This is a genomic window from Thalassobaculum sp. (assembly GCF_040219215.1).
Taxonomy (GTDB): domain Bacteria; phylum Pseudomonadota; class Alphaproteobacteria; order Thalassobaculales; family Thalassobaculaceae; genus Thalassobaculum_A.
Genome location: NZ_JAVJSX010000013.1, coordinates 80,398 through 101,054 on the forward strand (window position 1 = coordinate 80,398; position 20,657 = coordinate 101,054).

Sequence of the window (20,657 nt, forward strand, 5' to 3'; positions counted from 1 at the left end):
TTCGCGGCATCGACGGACACCGGCGGAAGGGAACAAGCCGAACGATACGATTGCAGCGCCGTCGGGTGAACCGTCTTTGTTACGGCACGAACGTGCTGAATGGCGCAATGGTGACACCGTTCGCTTCCAGTGCCTGGCGCAACCCGCGCGCCATCTCCACGGCGGCCACGTTGTCGCCGTGCACGCAGATGGTATCGATGCGGACCGGGATGCGCTTGCCGGAGGTCGAGCGGATCGCCTGCTCGTCCAGCATGCGCAGCACCCGGTCCTTGGCCTCGGCGGCGTCGTGAATCACCGCGCCGGGTTCGCTGCGCGGCGTCAGGTTGCCGTTGTCGTCGTAGGTGCGGTCGGCATAGACCTCGTTGGCGACCCGCAGGCCGGCCGCCTTGGCCGCGATATCGAGCTGGTTCCCGGGCATGATCGCTAGGATCAGGTTCGGGTCGGCAGCCTTGACGGCTTCAGCGACAACCCCTGCCAGTTCGGGATCGACGGCGGCCATGTTGCCGAGGCTGCCATGGGTCTTCACATGGGTGATCGAGTACCCCCCGGCCTTGGCCATGCCGGCCAGGGCGGCGATCTGGTAGACGAGCATGTTGCGGATGCTGTCGGGCGAGTCGCCGCGGATCTGCCGGCGCCCGAACCCCCACAGATCCATGAAGCCGGGGTGCGCGCCGATTGCGACGCCATTGGCCTTGGCCAGGGCGACCGTCTTGGCCATCACGTCCGGGTCGCCGCCGTGGAAGCCGCACGCCACATTGGCGGTGCTGACGATCTCCAGCATGGCAGCGTCCTCGCCCATCGTGTAGGCGCCCCAGCTTTCGCCTAGATCGGAATTCAGGTCGACGCGGTCTGTCATGTGAGGCTCCTGCGGCTCGGGCTGGAAACATAGTTGATGCCATGCCCGCCGGCGGTTCAATACAGTTGGCAAGACCGATCCATTGACACCCGGAGATTCGATCAATGATACGCCTTGCGGCCGACCTCGTTCTGCGATCGGGCAAGATCGCCACCATGGACGCCCAGGAGCGCTTTGTGCAGGCATTGGCGGCGCGTGACGGGCGGATCGTCGCGCTGGGCTCCAACGGCGATGTCGACCCGTTGATCGGGCAGGGTACGCGGGTGATCGACCTGTCGGACCGCACGGCCATCCCGGGGATCGTCGACAGCCACTGTCACCCGGACGCCTACGCCGCCCGCCTGGCGTCCTGGGAGCTTCTAAGTCCCGATCGCATCCAGAGCCGGGAAGCCCTGCTGGCCCGGATCAGCCAGGTGGCCGAGAAGGGCGATGCGGACGACTGGATTGCCGGCTACCGACTGAACGAGAACAAGTCCGGGGGTTACCCGACGTTGGCGGAGATGGATGCGGCGGCCCTTGGGCGTCCCCTGTTCATCCTGCGCACCGACGGGCACATCGGGCTCGCCAACAGCCGGGCGTTTGCGCTGTTGGGAATCGACGAGACGACACAGCCGCCGGAGTTCGGACAGTTCGACAAGGATCCGCAGACGGGCAAGCTGACCGGTGTGGTCCGTGAGACCGCGGCCCATCTCTTCCTTGAGAAGATCCACTCCGGCGACACCCCCGGAACCATTGCTGACGGTCTCGAACAGGTATTCGCCGAATGGACCCGGGTCGGCATCACCTCGGTCTATAATTCGCTGACACCATCGCACGCCATCGCGGCCTACCAACTGCTGAAGGATCAGGGGCGGCTCGGCATGCGGGTCGGGATCATCGTGTCCGGCAGGCAGGATGGACTGGTCGAGGCGTTTGCCAGATCTGGAATCCGCTCCGGGTTCGGCGACGACTGGGTACGGGTGATCGGCGTCGAGTGGTGTCCCGACTGTTCTACCTCGGGGCGGACCGCCGCCTATTACGAGCCCTATGTCGGCCGCAAGATCGAGGGCGAACCGGACCCCAACACCGGTATCCTGCTCTATGAGTTGGAGGATTTGAAGACACGCGCGCTGACGGCCCATCGGGCCGGATTGCAGGTGATGATCGAAGGTGTGGGCGATCGCGGGATCGACTTCGCGCTGGACGCGATCGAGCATTGCCTGAAACACCATCCGGTCGACGATCACCGGATGCGTGTCGAGCACTGTTGCTACGTCACACCGGAGATCGAGGCGCGGATCAAGCGGCTTGGCGTGATCGACAGCTCCGCGACCGGCTTCATGTACGAACTGGGCGATGCCTACGCGGCCAACCGAGGACAGGCGGCGATGGGACGGATGTGGCCGCACCGGTCCCTGATCGATGCCGGCATTCCCGCACCCGGTCATTCCGACGCGATGATCGTGAAGGCAAACCCGTTCCTGGCGCTGTGGTCGATGGTCAACCGCAAGTCCGATACCGGCGGCGACCTCGATGCAAGCCAGGCGGTGACCCCGGCCGAGGCACTGCGGGCTTATACGTGGCTTGGCGCCTACTCCGGCCGGGAGGAACACCTGAAAGGGACGCTGGAGATCGGAAAGCTTGCCGATGTGGCGGTGCTCGACCGTGACTACTTCTCCATCCCAACCGAGCAGATCCGGGACGTTCAGGTAGACATGACGGTGATCGGTGGCGCGGTGGTGTTTGAGCGGTGACGACCACGCGTCTCGGCGGATCTGCGCAACCGGACAGGGTGCCGCCGCGTTGCTGATGGGAGAATGACCGAATCCCAGGAGCCGCAGCATGCGCCAATTCCTCCCCGCTCTCGTCGCCGTATCTTGTTTGGCGGTCGCCGCTCCGGCGTACAGATCCGCCAGTGCCCAGGAAGCCCAGCCGCCGCAGGTTCTGGTGGACGCGGCGGCGGATGTGGTCGTCGAGATGTCGGCCGATCCGCACTATCCGGAGATCGCCCAGTACCTTGACCGCGCGAAGGCGGTGATTGTCGTGCCGCAGTTGATCAAGGCGGGCCTGATCGTCGGCGGCGAAGGTGGCGAGGCCGTGGCTTTGGCGAAACGGGCCGATGGCGGATGGACGGCGCCGGCGTTCTACACGCTGGCCGGCGGTAGTATCGGCCTGCAGGCGGGGGCCGAATCGAAGCGGATGATCATTGCCGTGATGACCGACAAGGCCCTGAACAAGCTGATGAGCAATCAGCTTGAGGTCGGGGTTGATGCCAGCATTTCGATGGGCACGGTCGGTGGCGGCGTGGGGGCCAGCTCGGTCGGCTCCATGGAGGCGGATATGGTCACATTCTCCCGTTCCAAGGGCTTGTTCGGTGGCGGTTCGCTTGATGGAACGCTGATCCGGCCGCAACCCGAGAAGAACGCGGCCTACTACGGGGCTGGAGCCGACGTGAAGGCGATCCTGATCGACGGAACCGCATCGAACGCAGGGGCGGCGTCACTGCAGTCGGCGCTGGCGACCCGCTGATCGATCTTCGGCCGGTCCGGTTGGCGTTGTGGTGGGGTGCGCGGACCAGGGCTTGGCACAACCAGTCGAGTGGCTGTCATGACCGAACCAACCAACGCCCCTTCCGGCAAGGCGACGGAGCACCCGACGGTGGGAGCCTGCCTATCGTCACCGGCCGATGTCGTCCTGCATCCGGACCACACCGTAGATGAAGCGCTGTCCCGCCTCAGGGAGAAGGGGCGGGTCTTTGCTCCGGTCGTTGATGGCGATGCAATCGTCGGGGTGGTGACGGACAGCCGCCTAGTCACGGATTGCGGAGACGACGGACGGGAGATCGCCGTTCGGGACTGCATGCGGGCGACCGTGCCGTTCCTGTATGCGGACGACCCTATGTCGCTTGCGGCGGCGATCGCCGCGCAGACCGAGATCGACCGGTTCCTCGTCGTCGACCACGACCACCTCATGATTGGAACCCTCTCGCTTCCGAAGCTCGTAAACCCGGGGAGAGCGCTGCCACCCCGGGTGGATCCAAGCCTGATCCGCCGTCGGTTGGCGGTTACGCCCGGCCGCGCGGCTCCTGCCGATCCGGGCACGCTCGGAACGTATGCGGAGGGCCCGACCTTGTACGTCGATGGTCGGGCGACTCACGAACCCGAGGACCGGCCGTCGGTCAGCCGCCGCCGGCGGCGGCACCAGGCCATGAGCACCAAACTCTAGAGGCCGCTCCGCAGCCGACTCAGAAAAGCGAGGAGTCCATGAGTCAGAACCCACAGCCGATCGTCGAGATTGTTGGCACGTTTCCGTCATCCGAAGCCCTTGAGAGCGCGATCAGCGCGCTGACCAGTTCCGGCTGGGATCGCTCCGAGTTGAGCCTCCTGGCCCAGCACGGCGTGATCGCCGCCGACCCTGCGCCCGCGGATACTCGGGTGGCGGCCGATGATGCCAAAGACGACCATCAGGCGGTCATTTCCGAGCCGGATGTCAGGCAGGGCCGCACCTTGGCGGCAGGCATGGCGGGTGTGATGGCCGCGTTCGCGGCGTCCGGGGCAACCATCCTGACCGGTGGAACGGCGCTCGCCGCGGTTGTCGGCGCGGCGGTGGCCGGAGGCGGCGCGGCGGCGGTGGTCGAAGGCGTGGCCAGCGTCGCCGGGGAGAATAGAAACCATTTTCTCAACCAGCAGATCGAGCATGGCGGGGTGCTGCTCTGGGCGAAGCTGCACCACCCGTCAGAAGAAGCAAAGGCACGGGAGATCATGAGCCGGCATGGCGGCGCGAACATTCATGTCCATCCAATGAGACCCGAAGCGGCCCGCGAATCGTAGCGGAGAGCCCTGACAGAGCATGGAAACGGAGATTGCGATGAGAATGACCACAAAGCTCCTGGGAAGCGGAATTGCGCTGCTGTTGTCGGCGGCGAGCGCGGATGCGGAGGCATCGACCGCTTCGGCCCAGCTCAAGGACGCTGACGGCAGGGACGTCGGCACGGTCGAGCTTCGCGAGACTGCTTCCGGCGCGGTGTGGTTGACGGTTACCGGCGCCGGTCTTCCGCCTGGCGCGCACGGCTTCCACATCCACGAGACCGGATCCTGCGATGCGGCGTCCGGCTTCAAGTCGGCGGGCGGTCATCTGGCCGGCGAGCACCAGCACGGTGTGCTGACCAGAGGCGGGGCGCATCCGGGGGACCTGCCAAACATTCATGTGGGAAGCGGCGGCAATCTGAAATTCGAAGCGTTTATCGCCGCGGGGTCCTCCCGCAAAAGTTGGTTCCAGGATGTGGGCCTGTTCGATGACGACGGCTCCGCCGTTGTGATCCATGCTGACGCCGACGACTATATGAGCCAGCCTTCCGGCAATGCCGGAGACCGCATCGCTTGTGGTGTGTTGAAGCAATAGGCCCTCGATGCAGTCCGATCGGCCGATGGATGTTCAACAGCGACGGGCCGCTCCGCAATACGTGAGTTGCGTTGGGCGCCAATCAGCTCATGCAGACAGTTTATTGACATCATTGGGTTCTCCGCGTGAGGCTTGATGTATGCCGCTTGGCTTTGACGAACTCGGAGCGGTTGTAACGTCTTCTCCGGGCGGTTCTCTGGTACACCGCACCATTTGACCCGGACGCCGCTCAGGACCCCATGCCCGCAGATTCACGCGTCCTCAACTGGCATCGCATCGCAGATTGGACAGATCAGATCGCCGACGGCGAACTCGCGGACGTTGCGGCTGCGTTTGCGCGCAATGAATTGCCACTACCGATTGTATCGTGGAAGCCTCAGGATGACGAGTTGCCGTCCGCACCGCTCCGCGCCCTGCTGTCCTATTGGCTCGCCCTCTGTGGCGAAGATGCCTTGCCGGACTACCGATGGGTCGATCCGCTGAACTTCCGGGCGGCGCTGGGTTTCGTGATCATCCTGGAGCGAACCGACGACGGAAGAGAGTTTCGGTACCGGTTGTTCGGCAGTTCAATCGCCCGGACGTCGGGCTTCGACATGACGGGCAGGCTCATGTCGGCGCATCCCGCGAGTTCGTATGCGACCGAGTTTGCGATTGCTTCCAGCCTGGCTTGCGCACGCCGGGGCGTGCCGCTGTACACCGAACGGCAGCCGGCAATGGCGGAGATGACGACCCGGTGGCCCCGACTTGCGCTGCCGCTCAGGGACGAAGCGAACAACGTCGTTCGCCTGCTCGTCGGGACAACACCGCTTGACCGGAATGGCCGGATCGTCGCCGTTTAGAAGCCAGAACGACAAAGCACCGCAGTGGTGCCCGTCGTCGGCGGATGGATGTATTGATTCTTCAACTGCTTAGATGGTGGGCGCACAAGGACTCGAACCTTGGACCCGCTGATTAAGAGTCAGCTGCTCTACCAACTGAGCTATGCGCCCATCTAAGCCGGGACCCGGCGGAAACCCGCCAGCACCCCTAGGAGAGGCGGCCTTATAGCGGACCGATTCCGCTTTGTCGATACCTCGGTCGGCACTCCATGAAGGTTCCGAGGTTGTTGCTATGCCGCGTCGATCGGGTAGCTGGCGACCACGATCTGGTCGACGGCGGCGTCCGGTGTGCTGCGAACCGGAAGGACCACCTTTTCATAGCCGTAGGGGCGATGATCGACGATCGCGTGGACTGTGAAGGCCAGCGGCACGCCTTCTGCCGCAGCCTGATCAAACTGGCGGCGCAGCATGTCGGCCAGGGTAACGTGCAGGTGCTCGAGGGGTTTGCCGGTGATCTCGGCTTGCAGCGCCATCGTGATCTCGGTGCCGACCAGACGGTAACGCCAAGTTTGACCGGAGCCATCCACGGCCGGCGCGCGTTCCAGGACGGTGATGCGTCCCAACGCAGCCACGGTATCGGATGGTTGGAAACTCGTCCTGCTCGGCGGCGACAGTCCTTCGTCGTCGGCGGCGCGCGTCCAGGCCTCGGCGAGGGCCCGCAGGCCATGGTAGCGCAGTTCGGTCACGGCGATCTGAGCCGACGAGCGAACCTGATCAACGCGCCGTTCGATCTCAGGACGGCGTCGGTCCGCGTTCTCGCGGTTTCGCATTTCAGGCTCGATCTCGGGCATGCCTACCGCGACGATTCGGATACCGCCGTCACACTAGCGATTCATGGGCTCCGACGCGATGAATCCCTGCACGAACCATCGCAGCCCGTCGGAGTCGGCCAACCGGTTGACGTCGCAAGCGGCGGGCGCGAGGCTATCGGCGCCGGGTTCTCCGGCCACGGAACAATCTCATCTGGAGGAGGGGTCATGCGGGTCGCGAGCTATCTCGTGGACGGACAGCCGGCCTGGGGCTTGGTCACGGCCGACGGCAAAGGACTGATCGATGCGACCGGGGTGTTTCCGACCGTGAAGGCCGCGCTTGCTGCCGGCGGCCTCGAAGAGGTTCAACGCTCGCTCGCCGGCCGTTCCGCCGACCGGACCGTTGACGGAACGACGCTGCTGCCGGTGATCACCGATCCGGACAAGATCCTGTGCGTCGGCCTGAACTACGACGACCATCGCCAGGAGGGCGGCCACCCGGAGCAGCAATACCCGACGTTCTTCACGCGGTTTGCCAATTCGCAGGTCGCTCATGGCCAGCCGATGATCAAGCCGGCGGTTTCCGACAAGCTGGACTATGAAGCGGAACTGGCGGTGGTGATCGGCAAGGCCGGCCGGCACATCCCGGCGGAGCGTGCCTTCGAACACGTGGCTGGTTATGCACCCTACAATGACGGCAGCGTGCGAGACTGGCAGCGCCACACCACCCAGTTCACGCCTGGCAAGAACTTCGTCGGCACCGGCGGCTTCGGCCCATGGATGTCGACGCCCGACGAGATCCGGGACCTGGGAGCGGTGGTTGTGGAAGCGCGCCTGAACGGAGCGGTCATGCAGCATGCGACGGTCGCCGATATGCTGTTCCCGATCCCGGCGCTGATCGCCTATGCCTCGACCTTCACCGAACTGGTGCCGGGTGACGTCATTGCCACCGGTACCCCGGGCGGCGTCGGATCAAGGCGCACTCCGCCGGTGTGGATGAAGGCGGGAGACGTCATCGAGATCGAGATCGGGGGGGTGGGCACGCTCCGGAACACGGTTGCCGCGGAATGACCGAGGAACTGCCGCTGCAGGGCATCCGGGTCGTCGAACTCGGCGGCAGTGTCGCCGTACCGTATGCCTGCTGGATCCTGGCATCGCTGGGAGCCGAGGTCGTCAAGGTCGAGCGGCCGGACGGCGGCGACGACGCCCGGGCCTGGATCCCACCGGAACGCCGTCCGGGATTCGGGGCGATCTTCACGGCGTTGAACGCCGGTAAGCGCTCGGTCACCGTCGACTATAAGGACGCCGACCAGCGGGCCCGACTGGCCACCCTGATCGGCCGGTCCGACGTGGTGGTGCAGAACCTGCGGCCGGGTCTGGCCGAGCGCTATGGCATAGGCGCCGAGGCGATGATGGCGGCCAATCCGCGGTTGATCTACTGCGACAGCGGCGCGTTCGGCCGCACCGGCCCGCTGGCTGACAAGCCGGGGTACGACCCGCTGATGCAGGCGTTCGGCGGATTGATGAGCGTCACCGGCCATGAGGGCAACGACCCGGTGCGTGTCGGCACCTCGCTGATCGACATGGGTACCGGCATGTGGGCGGTGATCGGCGTGCTGTCGGCGCTGCGCCGCCGCGATGCGTCCGGGCAGGGTGGCCGGATCGACGTGTCGCTGTACGAGACCGCGCTGGGCTGGATGACCTATCACGTCTCCGGTTTCGTCGCGTCCGGCCGCGATCCGCGCCGGCCCGGAACCCGGTCGCCCGGCATGTCGGTGTATCAAGCGTTCGCGTGCGCTGACGGCCACCTGATCATCGCAGCACCCAGCGACCGGTTGTTCGCCAAGGTTGCGGGCGTGCTGGGCCATCCGGAGTGGCCGGGCGATCCGCGGTTCGCCGACAACAAGCGGCGCTGGGAGAATCTGGACACCCTGGTCGGGATGATCGAGGCGGTCACCCGCACACAGCCGCGCGCTCATTGGCAGGAGCGGCTGGACGCCGCCGGCGTGCCCTCGGCGCCGCTGCAGAGTGTCAGCGAAGTGGTTGCCCACCCGCAGACCGAGGCGCTCGGCATCGTGGAGACCACCCCGGACGGTTGGGAACTGGTCGGCCTGCCGTTGGCGTTCAACGGCGCGCGACCGCCCCAGCGATCCGGCCCACCGATACTGGGGGCGGACACCGAGGCGGTTTTCGGCGGCGACGGGTAGGAGTCAGGCGGCGGTATAGCGCTCCCAGAACCCTTCGGCCGGGGCGATCTGCTTGACCACGTCGACCCAGATTCCGGCCGGGTCGCGGGCCAGGAAGCGACGCTGTCCCCAGGCTTCGTCGACCGGGCCGTGTTCGATCGCCAGCCCGGCCGCCGACAATCGGGCGTGCTCGGCGTCGACGTCGTCGACCTCCAGCGTCAACAGCAGGCCGGTGGCATCGAAGCACTCGCGGCCCGGCGGGGTCGAGGGGTGGTCCGGTGTCATGAACGCGATCATTCGTTGTTCGCCGGCAGATGCCAGGACCACGATCCACGATGCTTCGAACACCACGGAGAAGCCGATCTGCTCGACCCAGAAGCGCCGGCAGGCGGACAACTGGTCGGTCATCACGATCGGATAAAGGTCGGTCAGGCGCATCTCAGGTTCCTCCTTGGGGCGCATTCGTGTTACAAACATACTGTCGGTATATAAAACATACAGGCTGCAGGTATGCAAGAGAAACGCTCGCAGGCCGAACGACGTGCTGCGACCCGCGACGCGCTGCTGGCCGCCGCCCGGGGCGAGTTCGTGGAACACGGCTTTGCGGCCGCTGCTACCGAGGCGGTGGTCCGCCGCGCCGGCGTGACGCGCGGTGCGCTGTATTATCATTTTCCCGACAAGGCGGCGTTGCTGGCGGCGGTGGTCGAGGCGGTTGCGGCGGAAGTGCACGACGCGGTCGCGGCGGCTGCCAGCCGGTCGGCGTCACCAGGCCACGCGTTGGCCGACGGCATGCGGGCCTATCTGGATGCCTGCCTCAGCGCGGACGCACGCTCGATCTATCTGGTCGACGGACCGGCGGTGCTGGGTTGGCGGCGCTGGCGCGAGATCGACGGCGCCTACAGCGCCCGCCTGTTGCGAGAAGGGGTCAGCGAGGCGTTGGCGGGGAGTGACGGCCGTGATGTCGACGCCCTGACCACGCTGCTGTCGGGCGCCTGCAACGAGGCGGCGCTGTGGCTGGCGGACGCGCCCGATGATGCCGATCGTAAGCGGGCCGTCGACTTGGCCGTGGATGACCTTGTGAAGCGGCTTTTCAGCGAGTAGCGCCCAACCCACTATGCCCCTTGTCGGAGCGTGCTAGGTTTCCGGCGGAACGACCGCGACGGAACCCCGATGACCCTGCGTACCCCTCTCACCGAACTCCTCGGAATCGAGCATCCGATCCTGAGCGCGCCGATGGCGGGCATCGCCGGAGGAGCGTTGGCCGGTGCGGTGTCGCAGGCCGGCGGACTCGGACTGGTCGGCGGCGGCTACATCGACCCCGGCTGGATCGACCGCGAATGGGCGGCGTTGGGCAACGCTCGCGCCGGTATTGGTTTCATCACTTGGCGGTTGGATGAGCGACCTGCCGTGCTGGAGGCAGCCCTGGCGCGACGACCGGCGGCGGTGATGCTGTCGTTCGGCGACCCGGCGCCGTATCTGGCCCTGATCCGCGAAAGCGGTGCCATGGCGATTTGCCAAGTCCAGACCGTGGCCGACGCGAAGCGCGCTGCCGAAGCCGGCGCCCAGGTCGTCGTGGCCCAGGGCGCCGATGCCGGCGGGCACGGCGCGAGCCGCGGCACGTTCGCGCTGGTGCCGGCGGTCGTCGACGCTGTGCCCTCCGTTCCCGTGGTGGCGGCCGGTGGCGTAGGGGACGGTCGCGGGCTCGCCGCCGCTCTTGCGATGGGAGCTGCCGGCGTACTGGTCGGCTCGCGCTTCTACGCGACGGTGGAAGCCCAGGTCCGGCCGGAAGCCAAGCAGCGCGCGGTTGCGGCCTCCGGCGACCAGACGGTCCAGTCCAGCGTGTACGACCGCGCGCGTGGCTACGCCTGGCCGACGCGGTTCCGCCTGCGGACCCTGCGCAACCAATTCACCGACCGCTGGCATGGCCGCGAAGAGGCGATGCTGGAAACCCTGGACGAGGTGCTGGCCGGGTTCGCCCGAGCGGTCGAGACCGGCGATCTGAACGAAGCGCCGGTGGTGGTCGGCGAGGCGACCGACCTGATCCGCGACGTTCCGTTGGCCGGCGACCTGGTGCGTCGCATGGTTCAGGAGGCCGAGATGGCGTTGCGCCACGGCGTGCGGTGTATCGAGCAAGAGGAGACGTGACGTGCAGACCCGTGAGTTCGAGACCCTGACGCTGGAGACCGTGGACGAGCATGTCCTGGTCGTCACACTGGACCGCCCGGACGTTCGCAACGCGCTGAACACCCAGATGGGCTTCGATCTGCGGGATTTGTGGGTCGAGTTGTACCGCGATCCCGGCGCGATCCGGTGCGTGGTCCTGACCGGGCGCGGCGACAAGGCGTTCTGCGCCGGCGGCGACCTCAAGGAACGCAACGGCATGACCGACGAGGACTGGCGCCGTCAGCACGCGTTGTTCGAGCAGATGGTGAAAGCTCAGATGGACTGCCCGGTGCCGATCCTGGCGGCGGTCAACGGGGCCGCTTTCGCCGGCGGGCTGGAGATCATGCTGGGCTGCGACTTCGCCTATGCGGCACCGACCGCCCGTTTCGCGCTGACCGAAGTGACGCTCGGCATCATGCCGGGCGCGGCCGGCACCCAGACCCTGCCACGCGCCGTCGGACTGCGTCGGGCCAAGGAGATCGTGCTGACCGGCCGGCCGTTCACGGCGGACGAGGCGCTGGCCTGGGGCGCGATCAACCGTATCTGCGCCGACGGCGCGCTGATGGACGAGGCGCTGGACACCGCCCGGACGATCGCCGGGAACGCGCCGATCTCGATCCGGCAGGCCAAGAAGTCGCTGAACGCCTCTATCCAGATGGACCAGAAGAACGGCTACGACTTCGAGATCGAAGCCTACAACCGGACGGTCGGCACCGAGGACCGCCTGGAAGGCATCCGGTCGTTCAACGAGAAGCGCAAGCCGGTCTACAAGGGTCGCTGACCGGCCGGCGCTGCCCGCCGACCGGGTATCAGCCGGACGCCTCGGAGATCGCCCGCCAGACGGTTTCCGGGGTGAGCGGGGTGTCGAGGTGCTCGATGCCGAGCGGCCGCAGGGCGTCCAGTACCGCATTCATCACCGGGCCGGGCGCGCCGATCGATGAGACTTCGCCGACTCCCTTGGCGCCGATCAGGGCGTTCGGGCTGGCGGTCGGTGCCCAGCCGAGCTTCATGAACGGGATGTCGTCGGCCCGCGGCAGGCAGTAATCCATCAGCGACCCGGACAGCAGTTGACCGCTCTCCGGGTCGTAGTGGACTGATTCCAGCAACGCTTCGCCGATCTCCTGGGCAATTCCGCCGTGCAACTGGCCGAGCGCGGTCGGCTCGTTGATGATGCGGCCCAGGTCGTCGACGCCGGTGAAGCGGTCGACGCGCACCTTGCCGGTGTCCGGGTCGACCTCGACCTCGACCGCGTAGGCGCCGTTCGGGAAGGTGGTGTGCAGCCCTTCGAAGTCGAGCTGGGCGACGCAGCCGGAGCCGAGCTCGCCGTCGCGCTGGTCGGCCGGGATGCGGTCCCAGCCGGCCGCCACGTCCCCGAGCGCGATGGTCCGGTCGGTGCCGGCGATGCGGAACTCGCCGAACCCGTACTCGATGTCCGGCACGGCGGCTTCCAGCAGGTGGGCCGCCACCTGCTTGGCCTGGTCAAGCATCTGCAGGGCGGTACGGTGCACGGTGTTGCCGGCGATCGACAGCAGGTTCGATCCGCCGGTGCCGCCGCCTTTCTCCAGGAAATCGCTGTCGCCCTGTTCAACCCGGATGCGCTCGACCGGAACCTCCAGGGTTTCGGCGGCGATGATCGCCAGCGCCGTGCGGTGGCCCTGGCCGGAATCCTGGGTGCCGGTCCGCACCAGCACGGTGCCGTCGGGCAAGGCGCGAACCTCGCTTCGCTCGGCGACCGAACCGCCGGTCGCGTGCAGGTGCAGGCCGAGACCGAGGCCGCGGCGCATGCCCCTGGCCTCGCTCTCCGCCCGCCGCTGCGCGAATCCGGCCCAGTCGGCGTCGCCGAGGATCCGGTCCAGTACCGCCGGGAAGTCCCCGCCGTCGTAGGTCTCGCCCATCGCGGTGCCGTAGGGCAGGTCGGTTGGCTGAACCAGGTTGCGACGCCGCAACTCGACCCGGTCGATGCCGAGCCGGTCGGCGGCGACATCGATCAGCCGCTCCAGGGTGGACACCGTCTCCGGCTTGCCGGCGCCGCGATAGGCGTCGGTCGGCACCGCGTTGGTGAACACCCCGCGCACCCGGTAGTGCAGGCCGGGAATCTTGTAGCAATGGCCGAACACCCGGACCGCGCCCGACGTCACGATGGTGGCGTTGACCGCGTTCCAGTAGGCGCCGACATCGGCCAGCGCGTCGATCCGGAAGGCGGTGAACCGCAGGTCTGCGTCCAGCGCCAGCGTCGCCCGGTCTATCCGCCCGCGGCCCATGGCGTCCGACACCATGCCCTCGGTCCGGCTGGAGATCCATTTCACTGGCTTTCCCGCGGCCCTGGCGGCGGCAAGGACCAAGACCTGCTCGGGATAAGGCCAGATCTTCACCGCGAAGCTGCCGCCGACATCCTCGGTGATCACCCGGACCCGGTCGTGTGCCACGCCGAGATAGTCGGCCATGGCGCCGCGCAAAGACACCACGCCCTGGCTCGGGGTCCACAGGGTGTAGCGCTCGCCATCGGTATCGAAGGTCCCGATGCAGCCGCGGGTCTCGACCGGCACGATGGCGATTCGCGGGTGCCGGACGGTCAGCTCGACCACATGCGCCGCCTTGGCGATCGCGCTGGAGGTGTCGGCCGGGTTGCCTTTCTCCCAGTCGATGCCGACGTTGCCGGGGGCTTCCGGCCACAGCGCGTCGGAACCCTCGGCGACGGCGGCCTCAAGGTCCAGCACGACCGGCTGCTCGTCGAAGTCGGCCTCGATCGCCTCGATCGCGTCCAAGGCGGCCGCCTCGTTGTCCGCGACGACCGCGACCACCGGTTGTCCGACATACTTGACCGAATCGCGGGCAAGCACCGGACGCTCGGGCTGCACCATCGGCGAGCCGTCGCTGTTCGCCATCACCGACCGGCAGGTCATCGGGCCGACCCCCAGGCCGTCCAGATCGGCGGCGGTCATGACAAGGCGCACGCCCGGCATCGTGCGTGCTGCGTCGACGTCGAGCCGGGTGATCGTTCCGTTGGCGATCGGTGCGCGGAGCAGCATCATGGTCAGCGTGCCGTCCGGGGTGCGGTCGTCGACATATCGGCCGTGGCCGGTCAGCAATCGGTCGTCTTCAAAGCGCAGCATGGGGCCTGTTCGGGGTGCTATGATGAGGCGGCGAGCGTCGCACGGATGACATTCGGTTTTCCAGCCCCCGCCGAGCTGGTTTTGCTATCATGGGCGGCTCGATCGTTCTGGACCACCTGGACCACCACACCGCATGTCGGAACACCTGCCGGTTACCCTCTCCAACCTTCACGAAGACGCGAAGAAGGCCGGTGATCGGATCACCACGTTCCGGTCGTACGTGAAGCTGTTGAATCACGCCTACAAGGCCTTGGAGAAAGCGCGCGACGAGGCGCGCCTTGCCGATCGGCATCTGAACGGCCTGAAGGTCGACTACGCGTTCTTCATGCGTCACAAGGGCCGGGTGGAGGCGACCTTCCGGGCATTGCGCGACACCTACCGGAACCCGGCCAAGGCGTTGCGGATGATCGACGAACTCGCGGCGAACTATCCTGCGCAGTATGTCTACGAAGTCTGCCAACTGGGCAGCTATCGGTTCGGCGGCGCGCTGGGATGGAGCTTCGTCGGGGTCCGCTCCACGACCCGGATCGAGGCCGACCAGAATTATGTCGACATCGTCATCCCGACACTGGCCCAGATGCTGCCCGACCACGCGGGGTATCTCAGTCTGCGCGCCAAGGACGTCGAAGGCGACTACGAGGCGGCGCTGAGCGACGCCACCCACAAGCGCGCGGTGCAGGCGGCGATCGAAACCAAAGTGCCGGGATGGAGCGAGGAGCTGACGTCGTGTTCACTCGCATTGACGACCAGCGAGATCGACCAACTCACCAGCAACGAGCGGGAAGTCCGTCGTCGGCTGATGCCGATCCCCAAATCGGTGACTGAGCAGACGTGATCGCGCTTGTCGGCGCGATGAGGTGCGACGTTTCGTCAGCAGCAGCGGATAGGACGGCTTACCCTTTGATCGCGCGCCGGACCGCCGCGACCACATCGCCCGGCTCCTGGCGGATGCGGTAGTCGGGGTCAGCGAACACATCGACCAGGACGCCATCGGCGTCGATCACGAAGTTGCCTGGAATCGGCAACTCCCAACTGGAGTCGCCGTTCGCGCGTTGCAGGTCCAGGCCGATGCGGCCGTAGAACTCGCGTACATGGTCCGGCAGTTGCCACACCAACCCGTACTGCCGGGCGACCGCGTTGCCGGCGTCCGACAGCACCGGAAAGTCCAGGGCGTGCTTTTCCGCCATGCCGCCGGCGCCGTCGGGTTGTTCCGGCGAGATCGCAACCATGTCTCCGCCCAGTGCGCGGATCTCGCCAAGCACCTCCATCAGTGCCCGGACCTCGACATTGCAGTACGAACACCAGGCCCCGCGATAGAACTTCACCACCAGCGGCCCCTTGGCCCGCAGGTCGGCCGAACTGACGGGGACGCCGGAAGCAGTGGGCAGGACGAAGTCAGGTGCGCGGTCGCCGACCGCCAGAACGCGGTTCTGGATGCCCGTTGCTTTCAGCGCATGGATCGAACCGTCGATGGTCTGCCAGTCCTCAGGGGCGAGTACCTTGCGGCGGGCGACCGTGTTGGCGTTGAGCCGGTCGGCGAGGGGCGTCACCGGGGCCGAGCCTTTTCCGGGTGCAGGGCCAGCCGCTCCGGCACGTCGACCGGGATCGACAGCAGGTGGAAGGCGAGGGACTTACCGTGTCCGTCCAGGTTCAGCGCGCCGTTCACCCCGCCCTGCAGGACATCGTCGATGACGAAATTCATGGCCGGCAGGTTGGCAAGCTCGTAGCGCATGACGGTCCCGGCGCCCTTGGCGGCGAACCAGGCCTTCACCCGCTCCGGCGTCAGTTGCTCGAGCAACAACGGCCACGCCTCGTCCCGGTAGGGAATGACGCTGATGTTCACGCGGTTGCCCTTGTCGCCGGTCCGGCCGTGCGCGACTTCGTGCAGCGGAACCCGGATGATGCGGTCCGAAGTGCTCATGATCCGGTCCCTTCGACCAAACGGGCGCTGGCCTTGACTCGGCTCCGATCGACGAGGATCGATGCGGTGGTGACTTGCGGTGCGATCCGGTGCCGAACGCCGGCGCCGCCGGCCGGGCCGGAACAGTACAGCGCCAACACCTCGTCGGCGATCCACTGGGCCATCTTCTTGTCGCCGCCGTGCGTCGCCATGCGGACGCGGTACTCGCCGTCATCCGGCCATTCGCGGCCGCTGCGCAGGTCGCCACCGTCTCCGTCGAACGTGGCGACCGTGCCGATCAGGTCGAATCGCAGCGGCCAGTTGGTGCCGAGGTCGCGCACCCGGGTCTTCAGCACGTCGATGGCCAGCTCGGCGCGGCGCCGGGCGTTCGGTCCGGCGTAGGTGATCTCGCCTTCGCCGAGCCATCCGCCCTCGAAACTGATCGTCGCCTTGAGCGTCGGAGGCTTGGGTTTGCCGAGCGCACCGGTGATCCGGACACGATCGGTCCCAATCTCCTCGACCCGGACGCTTGAGATGTCGAGGGTGACATCAGGCGTCAGGTACGCCGACGGATCGTGCATCTCGTACAGCAGTTGCTCCTTGACGGTGCGGGAACTGACCAGACCGCCGGTATCCTCGGCCTTGCCGATCACGACGGTGCCGTCGATGTCGATCTCGGCGATCGGGAACCCGACATGCCCGAAGTCCGGAACGTCCTTGTAGCCCGGATCGGCGAAGTAGCCGCCGGTGACCTGGGCGCCGCACTCCAGCAGGTGGCCGGCCATGGTGCCGGCGGCGATCCGGTCGAGCTCGTCGAATGACCAGCCGAACTCGTGGAGCAGCGGGCCGAGGGCCAGCGCCGGGTCGGCGCAGCGCCCGACCACCACGATGTCGGCACCAAGGGCCAAGGCATCCGCAATCGCCTGGGCGCCGAGGTAGACGTTGGCGGCAACCAGCCGTCCCTCCGGCATGGCAATGCCCTCGACCGGGGCATGGCCGCGAATGTCGGCCTCGGTCATCACGGTCGTCAGATCGTCGCCTTCGACCACCGCGACCTTCAGGTCGGAGATGCCTTCTTCCCTGGCCATCTCCAGGATCTTGTGGGCACCGCCAAGCGGATTGGCGGCGCCAAAGTTCGACACGACGCGAATTCCGGCGGTTTTCACCGACTTCAAGACCGGGCGCAGGATCCGCTCCAGATAGGGCGAGTAGCCGACCGCCGGATTCTCGATCTTGGCCTGCTGGGCCAGTGCCAGGGTCCGTTCGGCGAGGGTCTCGTACATCAGGTAGCGCGGCCCCGAACGGCGGGCGAGAGTGGCTACCACCGGAACGGCGGCGTCCCAGCGGTCGCCGGCGAATCCGGCTCCACAGCCGATGTGTACGGTCTTGGCGGTCACGTCAGATGTCCTTCCGATGGATCGGGCGACGAGTGTCGCGCTTCAGCCTAGCCCACCGCACCGCCGCATCGAAACACCCGATTGCAGCAGATGTCTGGAATGAGCGGCCCCGCCTGTGTCATTGGTTCTTGAGGCGCTGCCACACAGCCAGCGCCTGTCGTCTTCGCTCCGGGAGCCTATGATGCGCGAGCCAACCACCGCAGGAGCTGCAGCCGCGATCCCCGAGCGGCCCGACCCCGCGCTGGCCGCCCGCGTGGATCCAGTGCTGGATCGGTTCGTCGACGGCGGTTTGATCGTCGGTGCCGTGACGTTGATCGCGCGCGACGGCGCCCTGGTCTATCGCCGAGCCTTGGGGCTGGCCGATCGGGAGAACGGTCGGCCGATGACCGTCGATACGCCGATGCGGCTGGCGTCGGTGACCAAGCCGTTCGTGAGCGTGGCTGCGCTGGCGTTGGCCGAGCGCGGCACGCTGGATCTCGACGCGCCGGTCAACCGGTGGCTTCCGGCGTTCCGGCCACGGCTGGCAGACGGCTCGGACGCAGTGATCACCGTCCGTCACCTGCTCACTCACACGTCCGGCCTGGGCTATGGCTTTTTCCAGGGACCGGGCGGTGCCTACCACACGGCCGGCGTGTCCGACGGAATCGATCGGCCGGGCATCGATCTCGACGAGAACCTGCGGCGCCTTGCTTCGGTCCCGCTGATGTTCCAGCCCGGCTCTGCGTGGCTGTACTCGCTGGCCACCGACGTGCTGGGCCGGGTTCTGGAACAAGCGGCCGGGCAGCGCCTGTCGGACGTGGTCCGCCAGTCCGTCACCGATCCGTTGGGCCTAAGTCATTCCGGTTTCATCGCCGAATCGACTGATGAACTCGCAGTGCCATACGCCGACACGCCGGATGGGCCGGTTCGGATGTCTGATCCCCATTCGCTGCCGTTCGGTGACGGAGCCATACGGTTCGCTCCCTCGCGGGCTGGCGACCGGGCCGCCTATCCGTCGGGCGGGGCTGGGATGGTCGGAACGGCACCCGAAGCGCTGGGGCTCTTGGAGACCTTGCGGGCAGGGGGTGGAGCGGTCCTGAGCACCGAGAGCGTCGCCGCGCTGACCACCAACCATGTCGGCGACATGGCGCACCAGGGCATCGGGGCTGGCTGGGGCTTCGGGCTCGGCGTCGCGGTGCTGGTCGATCCGGTAGCTGCAGCGACGCCGCAGACCGCCGGAACCTGGCGCTGGGGCGGGGTCTATGGTCACAACTGGTTCGTCGATCCAGCCGCCGGTCTGACCGTCGTCACCATGACCAACACCGCGGTGTCGGGCATGAATGGTCCGATCCGAGAGGCGGTACGCGACGCCGTCTACGCGGCGGCACCATAGACGCTGAGCGCTGGTCGTCTTGGGATTGCCGACTGGGGCGTTGCCGGGCGACCGTGGCTGCGCTTAAGCTTCGCCTCCCACCAGTCGACTTGCACGCCCGACAATCAGTCCCCGGAGTCCCCCGCGATGCCCGTCATCAACCGTATTGCTGAGTTTCACGAGGAACTGACCCGGTGGCGCCGCGAGATGCACAGTCATCCCGAGACCGCGTTTGAAGAGGTCTGGACGTCGGACTTCATCGCCAAGCGCCTTGCCGAGATCGGCGTCGACCGGATTGAGCGCGGTATCGCAAAGACCGGGATCGTGGCGACCATCAAGGGTCAGGGCACCTCGTCGAAGACCATTGGTCTGCGCGCCGATTTCGATGCTCTCGACATCACCGAGACGACCGGCAAGCCGTGGGCCTCGACGCTGCCGGGCAAGATGCATGCCTGTGGCCATGACGGCCACACCACCATGCTGCTGGGTGCCGCCAAGTATCTGACCGAGACCCGGAATTTCGACGGTACCGTGGTGCTGATCTTCCAGCCGGCGGAGGAGAACGAGGGCGGTGGCCGGGTGATGGTCGAGGAAGGGCTGTTCGAGCGCTTCCCGGTCGACGCGGTCTACGGAATGCACAACCGCCCGGGACTCGCGCTTGGCAAGATGTGCATGCGATCCGGGGCAGCGATGGCCGGATTCGACATCTTCGAGATCGTCATCCACGGGTATGGCGGTCACGCCGCCCGGCCGCACACCACCATCGACCCGGTCGTCGTGCAGGCCCACATCGTTCAGGCGCTGCAGACGATCGCCAGCCGCAGCATCGATCCGCTGGACAGCGTGGTGGTGTCAATCACTCAGGTACACGGCGGCGATACCTGGAACGTCATCCCGGAGACAGTGGTGCTGCGCGGGACCGTTCGGGCGTTCCGGACCGAAGTGCAGGATCGCACCGAGGCGACGATGCGGCGGCTGTGCGACAACGTGGCCGCGGCTTTCGACGCATCGGTCGACGTTCGCTACGAGCGCCGCTATCCACCGCTGTCAAACGATGCCGAGCATGTGGAACTGTGTGCCGGCGTCGCGAAGGAGTTGTTCGGCGAAGAGAATGTCGACACAAGTCCCGCCCCGGTCATGGGGTCGGAGGACTTCGCGTTCATGCTGAACGCACGGCCCGGCGCCTATGTGAACATCGGCAACGGCGTGGGCAAGGACGGCGGTGTGATGGTCCACAACCCCGGCTACGACTTCAACGATGCGGCCTTGCCGCACGGAGCATCGTTCTGGGCGCGGCTGGTCGAAACCCAGCTGCCGCGCGCGTCCTAGGGCTGTTCGGTCTCTTCCGGTTCGGCCGGCGCGGCCGCCGCCCGGTCCTCGCGGCGATACAGGCTGCTCATGACCTGCCCAAGGGCGTTGTGCAGGTTACGCGCTGCCGACCGTGACAGGATCAGACGTCCGACCACGGCGTGCTCCTGTTCGCGGCCGTCCGGCTTTGAGCGAATGTTGACCAGGTTCATTCGGACGATTCCGTCCCGGACCGTTGCTCCGATCACGCCGTCGATGAAGATGTCGGAGCAGTGCGGATCGACGACAATCTTGATGTCCGACGGCGGGCCGGCAGGTTGTTGCTGATCGGGCATCATCGAGTCCTTCGGTCCGATTTTGGTGACCTCAGTCTAGC

Annotated in this window: 22 protein-coding genes and 1 tRNA gene; 14 read left to right on the plus strand and 9 right to left on the minus strand. The window is 66.7% G+C overall.

Annotated features, from left to right (window positions below; genetic code table 11):
- Positions 1 to 79: 79 nt before the first annotated feature.
- A complete protein-coding gene (locus RIC54_RS12335) occupies positions 80 to 856 on the minus strand; it encodes a LamB/YcsF family protein (protein WP_350097489.1) in 777 nt (258 codons plus the stop codon).
- 104 nt (positions 857 to 960) lie between these two features.
- Here RIC54_RS12335 and RIC54_RS12340 point away from each other — a divergent pair, with 104 nt between their 5' ends.
- The 6 genes from RIC54_RS12340 to RIC54_RS12365 all read left to right on the plus strand — a co-directional run bounded on the left by RIC54_RS12340 (position 961) and on the right by RIC54_RS12365 (position 6,075).
- The gene (locus RIC54_RS12340; RefSeq protein WP_350097491.1) at positions 961 to 2,589 is read left to right on the plus strand and encodes an amidohydrolase; all 1,629 of its coding nucleotides are present in this window, start codon (positions 961 to 963) and stop codon (positions 2,587 to 2,589) included.
- Between the two features lie 88 nt (positions 2,590 to 2,677).
- Positions 2,678 to 3,364 carry a lipid-binding SYLF domain-containing protein gene (locus RIC54_RS12345; protein ID WP_350097493.1) on the plus strand — a complete coding sequence of 229 codons (687 nt, stop codon included), beginning with the start codon at positions 2,678 to 2,680 and terminating at the stop codon, positions 3,362 to 3,364.
- 78 nt (positions 3,365 to 3,442) lie between these two features.
- On the plus strand, positions 3,443 to 4,060 hold the full coding sequence (locus RIC54_RS12350; protein ID WP_350097495.1) for a CBS domain-containing protein: 618 nt from the start codon (positions 3,443 to 3,445) through the stop codon (positions 4,058 to 4,060).
- A gap of 38 nt (positions 4,061 to 4,098) precedes the next feature.
- Positions 4,099 to 4,665 carry a hypothetical protein gene (locus RIC54_RS12355; protein ID WP_350097497.1) on the plus strand — a complete coding sequence of 189 codons (567 nt, stop codon included), beginning with the start codon at positions 4,099 to 4,101 and terminating at the stop codon, positions 4,663 to 4,665.
- 19 nt (positions 4,666 to 4,684) lie between these two features.
- The gene (locus RIC54_RS12360; RefSeq protein ID WP_350151054.1) at positions 4,685 to 5,236 is read left to right on the plus strand and encodes a superoxide dismutase family protein; all 552 of its coding nucleotides are present in this window, start codon (positions 4,685 to 4,687) and stop codon (positions 5,234 to 5,236) included.
- Positions 5,237 to 5,625: 389 nt separating this feature from the next.
- Positions 5,626 to 6,075 (plus strand): PAS domain-containing protein, encoded by a 450-nt coding sequence (locus RIC54_RS12365; RefSeq protein ID WP_350097501.1) that lies wholly within the window; start codon positions 5,626 to 5,628, stop codon positions 6,073 to 6,075.
- A 74-nt stretch (positions 6,076 to 6,149) separates the two neighbouring features.
- Here RIC54_RS12365 and RIC54_RS12370 read toward each other — a convergent pair.
- Positions 6,150 to 6,225, minus strand: a tRNA-Lys gene (locus RIC54_RS12370).
- Positions 6,226 to 6,344: 119 nt separating this feature from the next.
- Positions 6,345 to 6,905 carry a PAS domain-containing protein gene (locus tag RIC54_RS12375; RefSeq protein ID WP_350097503.1) on the minus strand — a complete coding sequence of 187 codons (561 nt, stop codon included), beginning with the start codon at positions 6,903 to 6,905 and terminating at the stop codon, positions 6,345 to 6,347.
- 186 nt (positions 6,906 to 7,091) lie between these two features.
- Between RIC54_RS12375 and RIC54_RS12380 the strand changes: the two genes are divergently transcribed.
- Positions 7,092 to 7,934: a fumarylacetoacetate hydrolase family protein gene (locus RIC54_RS12380; RefSeq protein ID WP_350097505.1), complete on the plus strand. Its 843-nt coding sequence runs from the start codon at positions 7,092 to 7,094 to the stop codon at positions 7,932 to 7,934.
- Positions 7,931 to 9,070: a CaiB/BaiF CoA transferase family protein gene (locus RIC54_RS12385; protein ID WP_350097507.1), complete on the plus strand. Its 1,140-nt coding sequence runs from the start codon at positions 7,931 to 7,933 to the stop codon at positions 9,068 to 9,070. The genes RIC54_RS12380 and RIC54_RS12385 overlap by 4 nt, the downstream gene beginning before the upstream one ends.
- Positions 9,071 to 9,073: 3 nt before the next feature.
- Here RIC54_RS12385 and RIC54_RS12390 read toward each other — a convergent pair whose 3' ends face one another.
- Entirely contained in the window at positions 9,074 to 9,487 is a 414-nt protein-coding gene (locus RIC54_RS12390; protein WP_350097509.1) for a VOC family protein, read from the minus strand.
- 72 nt (positions 9,488 to 9,559) lie between these two features.
- On the opposite strand from RIC54_RS12390, the gene RIC54_RS12395 reads away from it, so the two are divergent.
- The 3 genes from RIC54_RS12395 to RIC54_RS12405 all read left to right on the plus strand — a co-directional run bounded on the left by RIC54_RS12395 (position 9,560) and on the right by RIC54_RS12405 (position 11,993).
- Positions 9,560 to 10,150 (plus strand): TetR family C-terminal domain-containing protein, encoded by a 591-nt coding sequence (locus tag RIC54_RS12395; protein WP_350097511.1) that lies wholly within the window; start codon positions 9,560 to 9,562, stop codon positions 10,148 to 10,150.
- A gap of 69 nt (positions 10,151 to 10,219) precedes the next feature.
- A complete protein-coding gene (locus RIC54_RS12400; RefSeq protein WP_350097513.1) occupies positions 10,220 to 11,194 on the plus strand; it encodes an NAD(P)H-dependent flavin oxidoreductase in 975 nt (324 codons plus the stop codon).
- 1 nt (position 11,195) lies between these two features.
- Positions 11,196 to 11,993, plus strand: coding sequence for an enoyl-CoA hydratase/isomerase family protein (locus tag RIC54_RS12405; RefSeq protein WP_350097515.1), 798 nt, complete (start codon positions 11,196 to 11,198; stop codon positions 11,991 to 11,993).
- Positions 11,994 to 12,021: 28 nt separating this feature from the next.
- Here the strand turns inward: RIC54_RS12405 and RIC54_RS12410 are convergent, their stop codons facing one another.
- Complete coding sequence (locus tag RIC54_RS12410) at positions 12,022 to 14,325, minus strand: xanthine dehydrogenase family protein molybdopterin-binding subunit (RefSeq protein ID WP_350097517.1); 2,304 nt, start codon at positions 14,323 to 14,325, stop codon at positions 12,022 to 12,024.
- Between the two features lie 133 nt (positions 14,326 to 14,458).
- Between RIC54_RS12410 and RIC54_RS12415 the strand changes: the two genes are divergently transcribed.
- Positions 14,459 to 15,160 carry a hypothetical protein gene (locus RIC54_RS12415; RefSeq protein WP_350097519.1) on the plus strand — a complete coding sequence of 234 codons (702 nt, stop codon included), beginning with the start codon at positions 14,459 to 14,461 and terminating at the stop codon, positions 15,158 to 15,160.
- A gap of 58 nt (positions 15,161 to 15,218) precedes the next feature.
- Here RIC54_RS12415 and RIC54_RS12420 read toward each other — a convergent pair whose 3' ends face one another.
- From RIC54_RS12420 to RIC54_RS12430, 3 genes are read right to left on the minus strand one after another with little or no spacing between them, the layout of a single operon-like run.
- A complete protein-coding gene (locus tag RIC54_RS12420; protein ID WP_350097521.1) occupies positions 15,219 to 15,875 on the minus strand; it encodes a peroxiredoxin-like family protein in 657 nt (218 codons plus the stop codon).
- On the minus strand, positions 15,872 to 16,246 hold the full coding sequence (locus RIC54_RS12425; RefSeq protein WP_350097523.1) for an AtuA-related protein: 375 nt from the start codon (positions 16,244 to 16,246) through the stop codon (positions 15,872 to 15,874). Before RIC54_RS12425 ends, RIC54_RS12420 begins: the two co-directional genes overlap by 4 nt.
- The gene (locus tag RIC54_RS12430) at positions 16,243 to 17,622 is read right to left on the minus strand and encodes an acyclic terpene utilization AtuA family protein (RefSeq protein ID WP_350097525.1); all 1,380 of its coding nucleotides are present in this window, start codon (positions 17,620 to 17,622) and stop codon (positions 16,243 to 16,245) included. The genes RIC54_RS12425 and RIC54_RS12430 overlap by 4 nt, the downstream gene beginning before the upstream one ends.
- A 181-nt stretch (positions 17,623 to 17,803) precedes the next feature.
- On the opposite strand from RIC54_RS12430, the gene RIC54_RS12435 reads away from it, so the two are divergent.
- Both RIC54_RS12435 and RIC54_RS12440 read left to right on the plus strand, forming a co-directional pair.
- Positions 17,804 to 18,994: a serine hydrolase domain-containing protein gene (locus tag RIC54_RS12435; RefSeq protein ID WP_350097526.1), complete on the plus strand. Its 1,191-nt coding sequence runs from the start codon at positions 17,804 to 17,806 to the stop codon at positions 18,992 to 18,994.
- Positions 18,995 to 19,120: 126 nt separating this feature from the next.
- The gene (locus RIC54_RS12440; RefSeq protein ID WP_350097528.1) at positions 19,121 to 20,302 is read left to right on the plus strand and encodes a M20 aminoacylase family protein; all 1,182 of its coding nucleotides are present in this window, start codon (positions 19,121 to 19,123) and stop codon (positions 20,300 to 20,302) included.
- On the opposite strand, the gene RIC54_RS12445 is transcribed toward RIC54_RS12440, so the two are convergent.
- Entirely contained in the window at positions 20,299 to 20,616 is a 318-nt protein-coding gene (locus RIC54_RS12445; protein WP_350097530.1) for a hypothetical protein, read from the minus strand. The genes RIC54_RS12440 and RIC54_RS12445 overlap by 4 nt on opposite strands.
- Between the last annotated feature and the right edge of the window lie 41 nt (positions 20,617 to 20,657).

Coding starts and splice junctions, on each gene's coding strand:
- RIC54_RS12335 (WP_350097489.1), bottom strand. CDS start 856: ATGACAGACCGCGTCGACCTGAATTCCGATCTAGGCGAAAGCTGGGGC.
- RIC54_RS12340 (WP_350097491.1), top strand. CDS start 961: ATGATACGCCTTGCGGCCGACCTCGTTCTGCGATCGGGCAAGATCGCC.
- RIC54_RS12345 (WP_350097493.1), top strand. CDS start 2,678: ATGCGCCAATTCCTCCCCGCTCTCGTCGCCGTATCTTGTTTGGCGGTC.
- RIC54_RS12350 (WP_350097495.1), top strand. CDS start 3,443: ATGACCGAACCAACCAACGCCCCTTCCGGCAAGGCGACGGAGCACCCG.
- RIC54_RS12355 (WP_350097497.1), top strand. CDS start 4,099: ATGAGTCAGAACCCACAGCCGATCGTCGAGATTGTTGGCACGTTTCCG.
- RIC54_RS12360 (WP_350151054.1), top strand. CDS start 4,685: ATGGAAACGGAGATTGCGATGAGAATGACCACAAAGCTCCTGGGAAGC.
- RIC54_RS12375 (WP_350097503.1), bottom strand. CDS start 6,905: ATGCCCGAGATCGAGCCTGAAATGCGAAACCGCGAGAACGCGGACCGA.
- RIC54_RS12380 (WP_350097505.1), top strand. CDS start 7,092: ATGCGGGTCGCGAGCTATCTCGTGGACGGACAGCCGGCCTGGGGCTTG.
- RIC54_RS12385 (WP_350097507.1), top strand. CDS start 7,931: ATGACCGAGGAACTGCCGCTGCAGGGCATCCGGGTCGTCGAACTCGGC.
- RIC54_RS12390 (WP_350097509.1), bottom strand. CDS start 9,487: ATGCGCCTGACCGACCTTTATCCGATCGTGATGACCGACCAGTTGTCC.
- RIC54_RS12395 (WP_350097511.1), top strand. CDS start 9,560: ATGCAAGAGAAACGCTCGCAGGCCGAACGACGTGCTGCGACCCGCGAC.
- RIC54_RS12400 (WP_350097513.1), top strand. CDS start 10,220: ATGACCCTGCGTACCCCTCTCACCGAACTCCTCGGAATCGAGCATCCG.
- RIC54_RS12410 (WP_350097517.1), bottom strand. CDS start 14,325: ATGCTGCGCTTTGAAGACGACCGATTGCTGACCGGCCACGGCCGATAT.
- RIC54_RS12415 (WP_350097519.1), top strand. CDS start 14,459: ATGTCGGAACACCTGCCGGTTACCCTCTCCAACCTTCACGAAGACGCG.
- RIC54_RS12425 (WP_350097523.1), bottom strand. CDS start 16,246: ATGAGCACTTCGGACCGCATCATCCGGGTTCCGCTGCACGAAGTCGCG.
- RIC54_RS12435 (WP_350097526.1), top strand. CDS start 17,804: ATGCGCGAGCCAACCACCGCAGGAGCTGCAGCCGCGATCCCCGAGCGG.
- RIC54_RS12440 (WP_350097528.1), top strand. CDS start 19,121: ATGCCCGTCATCAACCGTATTGCTGAGTTTCACGAGGAACTGACCCGG.
- RIC54_RS12445 (WP_350097530.1), bottom strand. CDS start 20,616: ATGCCCGATCAGCAACAACCTGCCGGCCCGCCGTCGGACATCAAGATT.